This is a genomic window from Rhizobium sp. CFBP 8752 (genome assembly GCF_014842035.1).
GTDB lineage: Bacteria > Pseudomonadota > Alphaproteobacteria > Rhizobiales > Rhizobiaceae > Neorhizobium > Neorhizobium soli.
Window position 1 is genome coordinate 112,858 of the sequence record NZ_JACYUZ010000003.1, and the last position, 14,323, is coordinate 127,180.

At 61.3% G+C, this 14,323-nt stretch carries 15 protein-coding genes, 1 tRNA gene and 1 riboswitch; of the genes, 8 read left to right on the forward strand and 8 right to left on the reverse strand.

What is annotated here, in order from left to right:
• Nucleotide 1: 1 nt before the first annotated feature.
• On the reverse strand, nt 2–349 hold the full coding sequence (locus tag IFT59_RS16480) for a DUF952 domain-containing protein (RefSeq protein ID WP_062453901.1): 348 nt from the start codon (nt 347–349) through the stop codon (nt 2–4).
• Nucleotides 350–441: 92 nt separating this feature from the next.
• Between IFT59_RS16480 and IFT59_RS16485 the strand changes: the two genes are divergently transcribed.
• From IFT59_RS16485 to IFT59_RS16495, 3 genes are all read left to right on the forward strand, one after another.
• A complete protein-coding gene (locus tag IFT59_RS16485; RefSeq protein WP_092663642.1) occupies nt 442–846 on the forward strand; it encodes a hypothetical protein in 405 nt (134 codons plus the stop codon).
• A 98-nt stretch (nt 847–944) separates the two neighbouring features.
• Nucleotides 945–1,592: a response regulator gene (locus IFT59_RS16490; RefSeq protein WP_062453903.1), complete on the forward strand. Its 648-nt coding sequence runs from the start codon at nt 945–947 to the stop codon at nt 1,590–1,592.
• 211 nt (nt 1,593–1,803) lie between these two features.
• Nucleotides 1,804–2,469, forward strand: coding sequence for a S24 family peptidase (locus tag IFT59_RS16495; RefSeq protein WP_062453904.1), 666 nt, complete (start codon nt 1,804–1,806; stop codon nt 2,467–2,469).
• 43 nt (nt 2,470–2,512) lie between these two features.
• On the opposite strand, the gene IFT59_RS16500 is transcribed toward IFT59_RS16495, so the two are convergent.
• The gene (locus IFT59_RS16500; protein ID WP_113165336.1) at nt 2,513–3,367 is read right to left on the reverse strand and encodes a transporter substrate-binding domain-containing protein; all 855 of its coding nucleotides are present in this window, start codon (nt 3,365–3,367) and stop codon (nt 2,513–2,515) included.
• Between the two features lie 103 nt (nt 3,368–3,470).
• Here IFT59_RS16500 and IFT59_RS16505 point away from each other — a divergent pair, with 103 nt between their 5' ends.
• Nucleotides 3,471–5,393, forward strand: coding sequence for a glycosyltransferase family 2 protein (locus IFT59_RS16505; RefSeq protein WP_192087569.1), 1,923 nt, complete (start codon nt 3,471–3,473; stop codon nt 5,391–5,393).
• 14 nt (nt 5,394–5,407) lie between these two features.
• On the opposite strand, the gene IFT59_RS16510 is transcribed toward IFT59_RS16505, so the two are convergent.
• Nucleotides 5,408–5,481 (reverse strand) — tRNA-Gly (locus tag IFT59_RS16510).
• A gap of 71 nt (nt 5,482–5,552) precedes the next feature.
• Nucleotides 5,553–6,647 (reverse strand): 2'-deoxycytidine 5'-triphosphate deaminase, encoded by a 1,095-nt coding sequence (locus IFT59_RS16515; RefSeq protein WP_192087570.1) that lies wholly within the window; start codon nt 6,645–6,647, stop codon nt 5,553–5,555.
• 73 nt (nt 6,648–6,720) lie between these two features.
• Nucleotides 6,721–6,799: riboswitch (SAM riboswitch) on the forward strand.
• A gap of 46 nt (nt 6,800–6,845) precedes the next feature.
• Between IFT59_RS16515 and IFT59_RS16520 the strand changes: the two genes are divergently transcribed.
• Nucleotides 6,846–8,036, forward strand: coding sequence for an O-succinylhomoserine sulfhydrylase (locus tag IFT59_RS16520; RefSeq protein ID WP_062578956.1), 1,191 nt, complete (start codon nt 6,846–6,848; stop codon nt 8,034–8,036).
• A gap of 166 nt (nt 8,037–8,202) precedes the next feature.
• A complete protein-coding gene (gene apaG / locus IFT59_RS16525; protein WP_062453923.1) occupies nt 8,203–8,595 on the forward strand; it encodes a Co2+/Mg2+ efflux protein ApaG in 393 nt (130 codons plus the stop codon).
• Between the two features lie 13 nt (nt 8,596–8,608).
• Here the strand turns inward: apaG and IFT59_RS16530 are convergent, their stop codons facing one another.
• The 3 genes from IFT59_RS16530 to IFT59_RS16540 all read right to left on the reverse strand — a co-directional run bounded on the left by IFT59_RS16530 (nt 8,609) and on the right by IFT59_RS16540 (nt 11,961).
• Entirely contained in the window at nt 8,609–9,598 is a 990-nt protein-coding gene (locus IFT59_RS16530) for an Hsp33 family molecular chaperone (protein WP_092663650.1), read from the reverse strand.
• Between the two features lie 199 nt (nt 9,599–9,797).
• Complete coding sequence (gene argF / locus IFT59_RS16535) at nt 9,798–10,715, reverse strand: ornithine carbamoyltransferase (RefSeq protein ID WP_062453925.1); 918 nt, start codon at nt 10,713–10,715, stop codon at nt 9,798–9,800.
• A gap of 49 nt (nt 10,716–10,764) precedes the next feature.
• On the reverse strand, nt 10,765–11,961 hold the full coding sequence (locus IFT59_RS16540) for an aspartate aminotransferase family protein (RefSeq protein WP_192087571.1): 1,197 nt from the start codon (nt 11,959–11,961) through the stop codon (nt 10,765–10,767).
• A gap of 451 nt (nt 11,962–12,412) precedes the next feature.
• On the opposite strand from IFT59_RS16540, the gene IFT59_RS16545 reads away from it, so the two are divergent.
• Both IFT59_RS16545 and IFT59_RS16550 read left to right on the forward strand, forming a co-directional pair.
• Nucleotides 12,413–12,952: a GcrA family cell cycle regulator gene (locus tag IFT59_RS16545; protein ID WP_062453927.1), complete on the forward strand. Its 540-nt coding sequence runs from the start codon at nt 12,413–12,415 to the stop codon at nt 12,950–12,952.
• 196 nt (nt 12,953–13,148) lie between these two features.
• Nucleotides 13,149–13,583, forward strand: coding sequence for a PACE efflux transporter (locus IFT59_RS16550; RefSeq protein ID WP_062453928.1), 435 nt, complete (start codon nt 13,149–13,151; stop codon nt 13,581–13,583).
• On the opposite strand, the gene IFT59_RS16555 is transcribed toward IFT59_RS16550, so the two are convergent.
• Nucleotides 13,522–14,310, reverse strand: a complete 789-nt coding sequence (locus IFT59_RS16555) for an ArsR/SmtB family transcription factor (protein ID WP_192087572.1) — start codon at nt 14,308–14,310, stop codon at nt 13,522–13,524. The genes IFT59_RS16550 and IFT59_RS16555 overlap by 62 nt on opposite strands.
• Nucleotides 14,311–14,323: the final 13 nt, after the last annotated feature.

A 14,323-nucleotide genomic window follows, 5' to 3' on the forward strand; every position in this document is an offset into this window, starting at 1 on the left:
ATCATGGCATTTTCTCCGGGAAGGCATGCTGGCCGTCAACGCCGATCAATAGCGGCATTTCCCAGAGCACGGCTGAAAACGGCAGGAAGCCATATAGGTGGGGGAAAAGATCGCCGCCGCGCGAGGGTTCGAATTTCAGGGCATCGCCCAGAACCAGCGTGTTGACGGCGACCAGCATCAGGCCTGTCAGGCCGGCGAAATGCCGCTTGGCCGTTTCGCGCGCCTGGGACCCGGTGGAGAAATGGATGTAGCCGTCGCGCAGGTCGATTTCCGCACCTTCGAAGCGACCAGTCTCCTTGGCCTTGCGCCAAAGTGAATCGGGTACGATCTTGTAGACGATATCGGGCATCACGAACTCCCATAGTCCGGCTCTGATCTATGATCGGCACCGTTTGCCGCAAAGGGCGTTGATTGTCCATGGTGCAATGAGGAGGAAGGATCATGAAAAGGATCACTGCGACACGAGTCTTTGTAACCGTTGCGCTCTCGACGCAGGTGCTTTCGCTGCCGGCTCAAGCGCAAGACGACCGGCGGTTCCAGCTGGAGCGGACCGAACAGGGGATCGTTCGGCTGGATACGCAAACCGGCGCGATGTCGCTGTGCAACGACACCGACGGAGAACTGGTCTGCCGCATGGCACCGGACGAGCGGGCCGCCTATGAAAAGGAACTGGATCTGCTCGAAAAACGCGTAACCGCGCTGGAACAGCGTCTTGCCGATCGCCCCAAGACCTTTCCTGATGACGATGCTGTCGACCGGTCGCTCTCGATCATCGAGCGGTTCATGCGCGGCGTCATGTCGATGGTACGGGAATTTGGCGGCGAGCCGCAACCGGACAGGACCTGAGTCATGCTATTTTGCAGACTTGTGTCGCGCCACACTCGGCGCTACACATTAGGTATTACAGGGAAAGCACGACTATGCCTTTGGGAGGGGGCGTGGACATGCAGACACTCAACATCATCATCGCCGACGACCATCCGCTTTTCCGCGGTGCGCTGAAACAGGCGATACAAGGCGTTGCCGACGAAATTGTCATCATCGAAGCGGGCGACTTCGATGCGGCGAGAACAGCGGCGCAAGACAATCCCGAAACCGATCTCATGCTGCTCGACCTTGCCATGCCGGGCGTGAGCGGATTTGCGGGCCTGACGTCGCTCAGGTCGGCCTTTCCGGCGCTACCGGTGATCATTGTTTCAGCCACGGACGATCGCAGCACGATCAGGCGGGCGCTCGATCTGGGCGCTTCCGGCTTCATTTCCAAATCCTGCGGGCTTGACGATATCAGGGCCGGAATACAGGCCGTGCTGGAAGGCGATATCTGGGTGCCGAAAGGCGAGACATCGCAGAGCGAGGAAGACGCCGCAAGATCAGACATTCTCGACCGTCTGCGGACGCTGACGCCCCAGCAGCACCGGGTTCTGTCGATGCTTGGCGAAGGCCTGCTCAACAAGCAGATCGCCTACGAGCTGGGCGTCTCTGAGGCGACCATCAAGGCGCATGTCTCGGCTATTCTTTTGAAGCTGAACGTCGATAGTCGCACCCAAGCCGTCATCAAGCTCGGCCGGCTCAACATGGCCATGGTGGCGTAGGATAGCAGCAAAGGATTTTATTCCTTTTCTGCTTTACGAAATCCCCCTGCTGGGCTAAATTCTGCGACGAGCAAGCGGAGATCGCCCATCTCCGGGCGGCGGCGCCTTGAGGGCCGGTATCCTTGACGCTTGCATCCAACGGGACTGATCGGCAATGGCAGGCGGAAGGCGGCAACGGCTGTTTCCTCTTGCGCCGGGGGCAGGGACGACGATGCTGTCACATGAGACGATATGGATCGCGATCGACACGCTGGCTGAGCGTCATCAGCTGTCGCCGTCTGGGCTTGCCCGACGCGCAGGACTGGATCCGACCTCGTTCAACAAGTCGAAACGGCTTGGCCCCGACGGACGACTGCGATGGCCCTCGACGGAATCGATTGCCAAAGTTCTGGAAGCGACCGGCGCAACGGTCGATCAGTTCATGAGCTATCTGCCGCATGCGATGGGCAGGTCGCAACTTCCCGACGGCAATTTTCCCTCCCAGAACGGCACGATCCCGCTGCTCGGCTTTGCCCAGGCCGGCTCCGGCGGCTTTTTCGACGATGGCGGTTTTCCTGCCGGACAGGGCTGGGATGTGGTGGAGTTTCCCGTCGATCCTGCTCGAAAAGCCGGTGTCTACGCGCTCGAGGTCCAGGGCGATTCCATGATGCCGCTCTATCGGGACGGCGACGTGCTGATCGTCGAGCCCGGCGCACAGGTTCGGCGTGGCGACCGCGTGGTGTTGAAAACCCGCGAGGGCGAAGTGATGGCGAAAGTTCTGGCGCGCCAGAGTGCGCGCCTGATCGAGCTTCTGTCGCTCAACCCCGAACACGCGAACCGTTCCTTCGACACGGCCGATGTGGAATGGATGGCACGGATCATCTGGGCGAGCCAGTAAGCCGCGTTGCATTCAACGTATCTTGAGAAAAAATTCCTTGGTCTCAATAGAGGCCGTTCGGGAAATAGCGCAGGTAGAGTTCCTGCAGGCGGCCGTTGCGCGACAATTCGGCCAGCGCCTGATCAAAGGCGGCGGCAAGGGTCGGATCGTTTCTGCGGACCATGATGGTCAGGCCCTCGCCTAGAAATTTCTGCGACAGGTAGGGGCCGTCGAACAGGCTGCAACAGGTCTCCGATGCCTCGCTTGCGACCCAGAACGGCAGGCGAAGGCCATCGGCAAAGACGGCATCCACTTGTCTCTCCTTCAGAGCTTCCAGCATGTCCTCGTAACTGTCGAACGACTTTTGCGTGAGCTTCGGGAAGAACGCTCTTAGCATCGCCTCATGCGCCGTTCCCGCGACGACACCGACCGGACGATCGCTGAGGTCCGATACCGTGGTCGCAGCCAGTGTCGCCGCGTTGTTGCGGGCAAACCTTGCCGGGATACCGAGATAGGGCCTGGAAAAAAGAAAGCGCTGCCGCAGCGACGGAGTTGCAGCGACCGCTGCCATCACGGCCTCCCCGCCCCCGTCTTCCAGGGTCTTTTCGAGATCCGCGAAGGGCATGGCCTGAATCTGGCACTTTGCCTCGATCTTCAGGACCGTGCAAATCTCGCGGGCGAGATCGATGTTGAAGCCTGACAGCCGGCCAGATTGATCTGCGAAATTGAAAGGGGGGAAATCGACAGTCGTCAGGATGCGCACGCGCAGGATTGTCGACAGATCCTGGCGCTCCACGCGTTCTCGTGCGTCAAACATCAGCGGAAGCTGGGTCGCCGGGGTAGAAGGCGGAGCGGTGGAGGCCGCAAGTGCCTGCGATGCGGACAGAAGTCCGTGTATCACCACCACCAAAAGCTGCATAAACTTGAAAACACCACTGCTTTTTAGGGATGTAATCAGGTATCGCATCTTTATGATCCGTGTGGGGCAATAGGGGTTCGTCTGCGGACGGTGTAGCAGCAACATGCGCTCAGAGGAACATGCTTCGCAGCCGACCTATCACGACGAAACGGGGGCGCCGCCGACCGACGAGACCGAGTCCGGGCAATTGCTCGACTTTCGTCCCGGCATCCAGGTCGAGCTGACAGCGCTTGCGGCCCTCGGTTTCTCGAAACCGTTGATCGCCAAGCTGGCTGGCCTCTCCAGGCAAAACGGGACGACGGTCGAGGCCGAGCTTCTGGCATGCGGCGACGTGAGGGAAGACGCCTATTACGGTGCCATCGCCCGTCTGCTGCGACTTCCCTTCGTCTCGTCGCTCGATCCCGCGCTTGTCGTTATCCTGCCCTCGACCGACGCCCAGCTGACACGCCCGACCATGGTGAGGATCGCCCATCGCAACAAGGCGCAGGAAATCGCCATCGTGCCGGAGGCGGCGCGACTTTCGCAGATTGCGGCAACGATTGCGACCCTGCCGCTTGTGGGCCGCGATCTCGTCATCACCACGCCGAGCGCCATTCGCGAATCCGTCTGGAAAGCCGATGCAGCGCGCCGCATCCGCGAGACCACGAATACCCTGTTCGAGCAGAGACCCCTGCTGTCGGCCCGCGTTGTGCTCGCAGGCCACCAGGGCTTTTACGGTGGGTCGTTTCTGACGACCCTTGCCTGTCTCCTGCTGATTGCACCGATCGATACGCTGCTTGCGCTGCATATCGTCCTGTCGCTCACCTATTTCTCGACGCTCTGTCTTCGGCTTTCGGCGATGATCCGGCAAACGTTGGTGGCGCCTGAACGCGTGCCAGTCGCTCCACCGTTCGGGCTGCTGCCGCGTTACACTATTCTGGTCGCACTCTACCGCGAAGAGGACATGGCCGAGCAGTTGGTCGCAAGCCTCAAGCGGCTGGACTGGCCCGCATCTCTGCTCGACATCAAGTTCGTATGCGAAATCGACGACCGGCAGACGATCGAAGCCTTGAAGGCGCTTGAGCCTGGCCCCCAGTTCGAGATCGTCGAAGTGCCGGCCTATGGTCCGCGGACGAAGCCAAAGGCTCTCACCTATGCGCTGAAAGGTGCGCGCGGCGAATTCACGGCAATCTACGACGCCGAGGACAGGCCGCACCCGCTACAACTCCGCGAGGCGTACCGGCGGTTTCGCGCGGCACCATCCGAACTTGCCTGCCTGCAGGCACCACTGATCATCACCAACGCCCGGGAAAGCTGGTTGAGCGCGTTGTTTTCGCTCGAATATGCAGCGCTGTTTCGCGGCCTTTTGCCGATGCTCGGGAGAATGAACATGCCGCTTCCACTCGGCGGCACGTCCAACCATTTCCGCACCAGCGCGCTGATCGCAGCCGGCGGATGGGATCCGTACAACGTGACGGAAGACGCCGATCTTGGCATGCGGCTCTACCGGCTCGGCTTTACCGCCGACGTGATGCGGCACCATACGCTGGAGGACGCGCCTTTATCGATCAAGGTGTGGACGTCGCAGAGAAGCCGCTGGTTCAAGGGCTGGCTGCAAACCTGGCTGGTGCTGATGCGCGACCCGGCGCGGCTGATCGGCGAAATCGGCATCAAGCCTTTCTGCGTGATCCAATTGCTGGTGGGCGGCATGCTTTTGTCATCGCTGCTGCATCCGCTGATCCTCGTCTTTCTCGGCGTCGGCTTCTCGGCAATGCTGCGGGCGCCGATCGACACGCTGCCGCTTGAGGTCGTCGGCCTGTTCGCGATCGACTTCACCAACATTCTCGGCAGCTATCTCATCTTCCTCGGCCTCGGCATCGGATCGATGACCGACCACGAAAAACGCCTCGTCGGCCGCCGCTGGGTTGCCGTGCCGCTCTACTGGATGATGACATCCTTCGCCGCCTGGAAGGCGCTACGGGAACTCAGGACAAAGCCCTTCCACTGGAGCAAGACACCCCACATGCCGCGCCGGAAGGAGAGCTGATCGGGAGAGGGGATTGGAGCGGGTGAAGGGAATCGAACCCTCGTATTCAGCTTGGGAAGCTGCTGCTCTACCATTGAGCTACACCCGCGTCGGGGGAAGGTTTCCAACAATGGGCCCTGTCTGTCAAGGTCGCCGGGGTGGAAGCGTCCGGGGGCGCTTCTAGCTGCGGAAATGCTTGGAGAGTTTGAGGCCCTGCGCCTGATAGTTCGAGCCGAGGCCGGAGCCGTAGAGGCCCTGGGGTTCTTCCAGCATGTGCTCGTAGACGAGGCGACCGACGATCTGGCCGTCTTCGAGGATGAACGGGACCTCGTGGCTGCGCACCTCGAGGACGGCGCGGCTGCCGCGGCCGCCGGCGGCTTCGTGTCCGAAGCCGGGGTCGAAGAAGCCGGCGTAATGGACGCGGAATTCGCCGACCAGCGGGTCGAACGGTGTCATTTCGGCCGCGTAGAGCGGTGGCACATGGACGGCCTCGCGCGAGACGAGGATGTAGAATTCATCCGGATCCAGAATCAGTTCGTTGCGGCCGCGGCTGTGGATCGGCTCCCAGAAATCGAACAGATCATGCTGGGCCTTCTTGTCGACATCGACGACGGCCGTGTGGTGCTTGCCGCGGTAGCCGATCAGGCCATCGTTGTCGCCGGCAAGGTCGATCGATAGCGCTATGCCGCCGCCGGAAATGTTCGGCTGCGCGGCGGCGACCAGCGTTTCGGCTCCATGCAGCGCCAACAGCTCCGGCTCCTGCAGAAGGGCGTTGCCGACGCGGAAGCGGATCTGCGACAGGCGCGAGCCCTGGCGCACGACGATCGGAAATGTGCGCGGGGAAATTTCGAGATAGAGCGGACCGCGATAGCCTGAAGGGATCTTGTCGAACTCCTGGGCGCGATCGGTGATGACGCGGGTAAAGATATCGAGGCGGCCGGTGGAGCTTTTCGGATTGGCCGAAGCCGACATCTCGGCCGGCAGATCGAGGCTTTCCATCAGCGGCACGATATAGACGCAGCCGGTTTCGAGGACGGCGCTTTCGGAGAGATCGATGACGTGCAGGCTGAGGCGCTCGAGCTTGTCGGACACGAGGCTCATCGGCCCCGGCATGAACGAGGCGCGCACGCGAAACGCCTTCTGGCCCAAGCGCAGATCAAGGCTCGCCGGCTGGATCTGGTCCTGATCAAGCGCCCTCTCGGACTTCAGCCGTCCTTGTTCGAAGAGCGCCGCAATTGCGCGGTCCGCCAGAATTCCCGTGTCGCGAGCCATCATGTCTCTTTCAGATTTTGGGGGCGACAAAACCAAATGCGGACCATTGACGCAAGCGGAAGCGAGGCGTAAGGCAGCTTTATCCCGTGGTGATTTGGCCGGTCGGCTTGCAGCCACGTTAAACAAGTGGCTAAAAAGACCGGGTTGAAAACCGGTCTGCGATTGCGGCCGGTTTTTTTGTATCACGAAGGTGATGAACACATGAGCAAATCCCCGAACAAGAACTGGCGCCCGGCCACCACGCTCGTCCATGGCGGCACGCTTCGCTCGCAATATGGCGAAATGTCTGAAGCCATCTACCTGACGCAGGGCTTCGCCTACGACAGTTCAGAAGCCGCCGAGGCCCGTTTCAAGGGCGAGGCCGACGGCTATATCTATGCCCGCTACGGCAGCCCCACCAACGACATGTTCGAAAAGCGCATGTGTGCGCTGGAGGGTGCAGAAGAAGCCCGCGCAACCGCCTCCGGCATGGCCGCCATCACGGCAGCGCTCATGTGCCAGCTTCGCGCCGGCGACCATATCGTTGCCGCGCGGGCCCTGTTCGGTTCCTGCCGCTGGGTTGTCGAAACGCTCGCCCCGCGCTACGGCATCGAATGCACGCTGGTCGACGGTCGCGACCTTGCCAACTGGGAAGCGGCGATCAAGCCCAACACCAAGGTGTTTTTCCTGGAAAGCCCGACAAACCCGACGCTGGAAGTGATCGACATTGCCGGCGTTGCCAAGCTTGCCAATCAGGTCGGCGCCCGTCTGGTGGTCGACAACGTGTTCGCAACGCCGCTCTTCCAGCGGCCGCTGGAACTCGGCGCCCATGTGGTCGTCTATTCCGCCACCAAGCATATCGACGGCCAGGGCCGCAGCCTTGCCGGCGTCATCCTTTCGGACCGCGAATGGGTTCTGGAGCACCTGCAGGACTATTATCGCCATACCGGTCCGGCGATGTCGCCGTTCACGGCATGGACACTGATCAAGGGGCTGGAAACGTTGCCGATCCGTGTTGCCCAGCAGACGTCCAATGCGGCGAAGATCGCCGATTTCCTGGCCGAGCAGTCCAAGGTCGCGAAAGTGATCTATCCCGGTCGCAAGGATCATCCGCAGGCCGATATCATCGCCAAGCAGATGACGGGCGGATCGACGCTGGTCTGCTTCGAGCTGAAGGGCGGCAAGGAAGCGGCCTTCAAGCTGCAGAATGCCATGGAGGTGGTCACCATCTCCAACAATCTCGGCGACACCCGCTCCATCATCACGCATCCGGCAACGACGACGCACAAGAACCTCAGCGACGAGGCCCGTACGGAACTGGGAATTTCGCCCGGCACCGTGCGCTTTTCGGCCGGCATCGAGGATGCGGACGACCTGCTGGAAGATTTCGCGCAGGCGCTGAAGCAGATCTGATCGACTTTACGCCGAACGATGGGTAGACCCGGAACGCTCCGGGTTTACCATATCAGTTATCCCTATCATCAAGAACGCGACATTGCCTCAGATGCAAGCCGCGAGAATTCTTGACCTTTCTCCCCCACTGTACGATATCGGCACGATGAGCAATCTTGAGGTGCCAATGTACCGCGCCCGCACCAGAGACATAGACGTCGCCGTCGAGCCCTATTATCTCGAGGAGCAGTCGAGCCCCGAGGACAGTCGTTATGTCTGGGGATACCGGATCGTGATCGAGAACAAGTCCTCGATCAGCGTCACGCTCGTGCATCGCTACTGGAACATCACGGACGAAAACGGGATCGTCGACGAGGTCGACGGACCAGGCGTCGTTGGCGACCAGCCGCGACTGGAGCCCGGCGACAGCTACGAATATTCGTCCGGGTGCCCGCTCGACACGCCATCCGGCGTCATGTTCGGCACCTACGATATGAAGACGGACGAAGGCGAGACTTTCAAAGTCGACATTCCCGCCTTCTCGCTGGATTCACCAGGCGTCGTGCGCGTTCTGAACTGACCCGCGAGGCGGATCAGGCGCTTTCGAATTCTTCCGTCACGAACTTGTAGGTGGTCGAGCAGAACTCGCAGGTTACCGCGATTTCTCCATCTTCCACACTCGCGTGGATTTCTTCCGCAGAGAACCCGTCCAGAACGCCCTTGATCTTGTCGCGCGAGCAGCTGCAGCGGTCGAACACCGTCTGCGGATCATAGACCCGCACGCCGCGCTCGTGGAACAGCCGGAACAGCAGCCGTTCGATCGCCACCTGCGGATCGGTCAGCTCGTCCGTATCGATGGTGCCGACCAGCGTGCTCGCCTCTAACCAGGCATCGTCCTCGACTTCGACGGCATCGCGTTCGTCACCGTCGCCGCCGTGCAGGTCGGGCTGGCGCATGCGCTCAGGCGCCTGCGGAAGGAACTGGGCGACAAGTCCGCCGGCGCGCCAGTTGTGGCGCGGGTTGCCGTCCTCGTCGCGGTCGATGAGTTCGGCGACGGCGAGGCGAACCCTGGTCGGGATCTGTTCGGACTGGCGGAAGTAGACGCCGGCCATTTCTTCAAGCGACGAGCCGTCCATCGGCACGATGCCCTGATAGGGCTGCATGCCGCGGCCCTGATCGATCGTCAGCGCAAGAAAGCCATGGCCGAGCAGTTCGGCAGGCGAGATCTTGCCGTTCTCGACGGCCTCGGCCAGCGCATCCTCGTCATAGCGGGCATAGGCGCGCAGTGCGTCCGGCGTGGAGAAATCGGCAACAAGCAGGTCGACCGGGCCGTCACCCTTGGTCTGCATGGTGAACTTGCCCTCGAATTTCAGTGAGGTGCCCAGCAATGCGGTGAGCACGACGGCTTCCGCCAGAAGCCGGGCGACCGGTGCCGGATAATCGTGCCGTCCAAGGATCGCGTTGAGAAGTGGCCCGAGCTGGACTGCACGGCCGCGCACATCGAGGCCATCCACCTGGAAGGGCACGACGCGGTCGTCGCCGGCAAAATCGAGTTCGTTCAGTTCAACAGTCGCTTCCGCCATGAGTTAACTCCTTCGCGCCGGCGCTCTCAGTTCCTCGAACGCTTTTACACAAGCGCCAGCCGCAGCGGAACCGCCGGCCGGGGATTTGAGAACGTTGACGATATCGTGTTGAAGCGCCGCACTCGTTCGGCGGCGCGCTTTGAAAGCCGTCAGATGGTGGCGGCTCTCATCGAATTCAAGTCGGAAGCGCTTTCGATCCTCAGACGATGCCGAAGCACCAGGCTAGGATCGACTTCTGCGCATGAAGGCGGTTTTCCGCCTCGTCGAACACTACTGACTGCGGTCCGTCGATGACCTCGTCGGTGACTTCCTCGCCGCGATGGGCCGGCAGGCAGTGCATGAAGAGCGCGTCCTTGTTTGCCTGATCCATCAGCGCCTTGTTGACCTGATAGGGCTGGAAGATGTTGTGGCCGCGCGCCTTGTGCTCCTGGTTCATCGACACCCACGTATCGGTGACGACGACATCAGCGCCGGTGACCGCCCGTTCGGCGTCGTGGCAGAGCATGATCTCGCCGCCATTGTTGCGCGCCCAGTTCAGGAACTTGTCATGCGGCTCGGAGCCCATCGGCACGGCCATGTTCATCTTGTAGCCGAACCGCGCCGAGCCTTCGACGAGCGAGTGCAGCACGTTGTTGCCGTCACCCGTCCAGGCGATGGTCTTGCCTTTGACAGGACCGCGATGCTCCTCGAAGGTCATCAGGTCGGCCATGATCTGGCAGGGATGGGTATCGTCGGTCAGCGCGTTGATAACAGGCACGGTGGCGTGCTCGGCCATTTCCCGCATGCGGTTGTGATCGGTGGTGCGGATCATGATCGCATCGACATAGCGCGACAGGACGCGTGCCGTATCGCCGATCGTCTCGGCGCGGCCGAGCTGCATTTCCGTGCCGGACAGGAACAGGGTCTCGCCGCCGAGCTGGCGCATGCCGACATCGAAGGAGACACGGGTGCGGGTGGACGGCTTTTCAAAGATCATCGCCAGCATCTTGCCGGCGAGCGGCTGGTCGCCCTTGCCGGCCTTGAAGGCCTGCTTGCGGCTCTTGGCGTCGTCGAGAATGGTGCGGAGATCCTCCGGCGAAACCGCCGAAAGATCCAGGAAATGCTTTGGTGATGCCATGCTATCGTCCCCTATCGAGGGGAACCGTTACCGGCACCCCTCATCTCGCTCAGGCTGTTTTCTTGAGTTCTGCCTGGGTCAGCTTTTCGGCTGCCCGTTCGATCCGTGCGAGCCCCTCGCGGGCTTCCTCGGCCGTGATCGTCAACGGCGGCAGAAGGCGCACGACGTTATCGCCCGCAGGTACCGACAGCATTTTCTCATCGCGCATTGCAACGACCAGATCGCCAGCAGGCACCCTCGCCTTGATGCCGAGCATCAGGCCTTCGCCTCTGATATCTTCGATCACATCAGGGAAACGGTCCTTCAGGCTTGCCAGTCCCTGGCGAAACACGAGCGCAACATCGCGGACGTTTTCAAGGAAGCCATCGGCCAGCACGACATCGAGCACTGCGTTGCCGCAGGCCATGCCGAGCGGATTGCCGCCATAGGTCGTGCCGTGAATGCCGGGCTTCATGCCGGAAGCAGCCTCTGCTGTTGCAAGGCAGGCGCCGAACGGGAAGCCGCCGCCGATGCCCTTGGCAACAGCCATGATATCAGGCGTGATGCCTGTCAGTTCGTGGGCGAAGAACCGGCCGGTGCGGCCAACCCCGCTCTGCACTTCGTCGAGGATCAGCAGCAGACCCCGGTCGTCGCAGATGCGACGCAGCTCGCGCAGGAATTCCTTGTCCACGACGCGCACGCCGCCCTCGCCCTGGATCGGCTCGATCAGCAGGGCGCCGGTGTTTTCGTTTATCGCAGCGTTGAGGGCATCGAGATCACCGAATGGGACCTGATCGAACCCTGGCGCCTTCGGGCCGAAGCCTTCCATGTATTTTTCCTGACCACCGGCGGCGATCGTCGCGATGGTCCGGCCGTGGAAAGCACCCTCGAAGGTGATGATGTGGAATTTCTCCGGATGGCCCTTGGAGAAATGATAGCGACGCGCCGTCTTGATGGCGGTCTCAAGCGCTTCGGCGCCGGAATTGGTAAAGAACACCTTGTCGGCGAACGTGGCATCCACCAGACGGCGGGCCAGACGCTCCTGCTCCGGGATCTCGTAGAGGTTGGAAAGGTGCCAGACCTTCTCGGCCTGCGACTTCAGCGCGTTTACCAGATGCGGATTGGAATGACCGCAGGAGGTGACGGCAACGCCTGCCCCGAAATCCAGATATCGCTCGCCACCTTCCGTCACAAGCCATACGCCCTCGCCTCGATCAAAGCGCAAAGGTGCCCGGGCAAACGTGTCGTAAAGTGCGGCTTCAGCCATGGCGACATCACTCCTCTGGGTAGGTTCCGACCCCCCTCTCCAGACCTCTCCGGAGACCGGGAATGCGGCCTGAAAAATCAAAAATGCCGCCCACCGGGCGGCGCGGGCACTATCATGGCTAAGTGCCTCCATGTCAACAAAACTTGGTGTTTTATAGGGCTTTCGGGGCATATGCCGCGATGCAACCTGATGCTGTATTGCGGCATTTCGGTCTGTGACAAAAATGACTCTTGAGGGCAGCAAGTTGGGGAAAACCGCGAAATCGATTCGCGGCGATTCGAGCGACTCTTGCCACGGAGTCAGCCACACACTAGGTTAATCCTCAATTACTAGAACGCATGCGGCGGAACTAGTCACCTCGAAGCATAGATTGCGTGGGTGCGGCGGATTTATTTCGCCGCAGAGGTGAACGGATTCTGTCTGCCAGCAACGTTCAAAGGCGGAGAACGGCATGAACTGGACTGATGAGCGCGTCGAGCGACTTAAAAAACTATGGTCGGAAGGTCTCAGCGCCAGCCAGATTGCAGCCCAACTTGGAGGCGTAAGCCGCAATGCCGTGATCGGCAAAGTGCACCGTCTCAACCTTCCGGGTCGCGCCAAAGCAGGCGGTTCGGCGTCGGCCAATCGCCCGGCATCTAAGCGCCCAGCGCCCGCAGCTCCGCGCGCGCCGAGCTTTGCCGGACGCGACACAGCCCGTCCCGCAGCACGGACGGTGGGTGCAAACGCACTCAAGGAAGATCAGGACGTCAACGTCGCCGAACCGGTGAAATACACCGCTTCCGGCAGCGTCGTTGTGCCGATCTCGCGCCGTCTGTCGCTGACGGATCTCACCGAGCGCACATGCAAGTGGCCGGTTGGCGATCCGCTGACGGACGACTTTCATTTCTGCGGTTGCGATGCGCAGGATGCGTCGCCCTATTGCAAATATCACGCGAAGCTTGCCTACCAGCCGGTGCACGAGCGCCGTCGTCCGGCTGCTCGCGCGTCCTAAGTCAGGCGGCTGCGGAAACAAGATCGAAGGCGGGCTCTGGCCCGCCTTTTGCGTTTTCGGCATGGCTGACTTGCGCTGAAAAAACTTGCCTCGCACTCCCTGGGCTCCTATTTCGGCCTCGAGAGAGGACGACCTCCCCCTGAATGGGCATAACGCCGGGACGACCCGGCATGAACCTCACCTAAAGGGGAAGATCATGCGCTCGATAAGAGACCGTATTCGCCACGCCATCAGCTTTGAAATCATCGGGCTTCTGATGATGGTGCCGCTCGGCGCTTTCGTCTTCGACATGCCGGCCGAACATATGGGCATTGTCGGCGTCGTGTCTGCGACGGTCGCGACCGGCTGGAACTACCTCTACAATCTGGGTTTCGACCGCTTTCTGCAGGCGCGACGGGGTACGACGCTAAAGACGCCTGCCTTGCGCATTGCTCATGCGGTGCTGTTCGAAATCGGTCTGCTGGTCGTGCTGATGCCGTTTATCGCGTGGTATCTGCAGATTACCCTTCTCCATGCGCTGACAATGGATATCGCGATCGCGCTGTTCTACGTGGTCTATGCCTATCTCTTCAATCTTGGCTACGACAAGTTGTTCCCGCTGCCGGAATGGAAGACCCAGGAAGCCGCCTGACCATCAGAGTTTCGGACGGTGCAATACGCCAGTCCGATGGAAGCCTGAATTTGTCAGCAAACCCGATCTCTCCGGCGCGCGTGATCCGCAGAGCCCGGGTTTCCTCTCGGCGGCTGATCCAGCCGACGCCAAGAGCGCGGTCCAGCAGCGCCGCACCCATTTGTCCCGCCAGATGCGGCCGTCGCTCGCTCCAATCGAGGCATGTCCGGCAGAGCGGGCGTTTCGAACGGGTCAGCTGGTCGAGATCGATCCCGAAATCACAAAAGAAACGCCGGCCTTCATCGGTGATCAGGCCGGCTCCATCGCCGAGCAGCAGATAGCCGTTGCCGGTCAGGGAGTCGGCGAGCGCGATGGCGAGACGGCCGGCCATGTGGTCGTAACAGGTGCGGACTAGCCGTAACGCCTCGTCTTTCGGGCCGACAGGATGATGGCGCTTCGGCCCATCCGCGGCGACTGCCATCAACGCGTGGATCGCGTGCGCGACTTCCGGAGAGGCAAGTCGGTAATAGCGGTGCCTGCCCTGCTTCTCGACCTCGATCAGGCGAGCCTGCGCCAGTTTGCCGAGATGGCCGCTGGTGGTCTGCGCGGTGACGCCGGCGTGGCGTGCCAGTTCGCCTGCCGTCAGCGCCTGTCCGCCCATCAGCGCGGACAGCATGTTGGCGCGCGCGACATCGCCGATCAGGCTTGCAACCTCCGCAATCGTGTTTCCTGAAACCATATTGGACATGATCCGGTTCTAG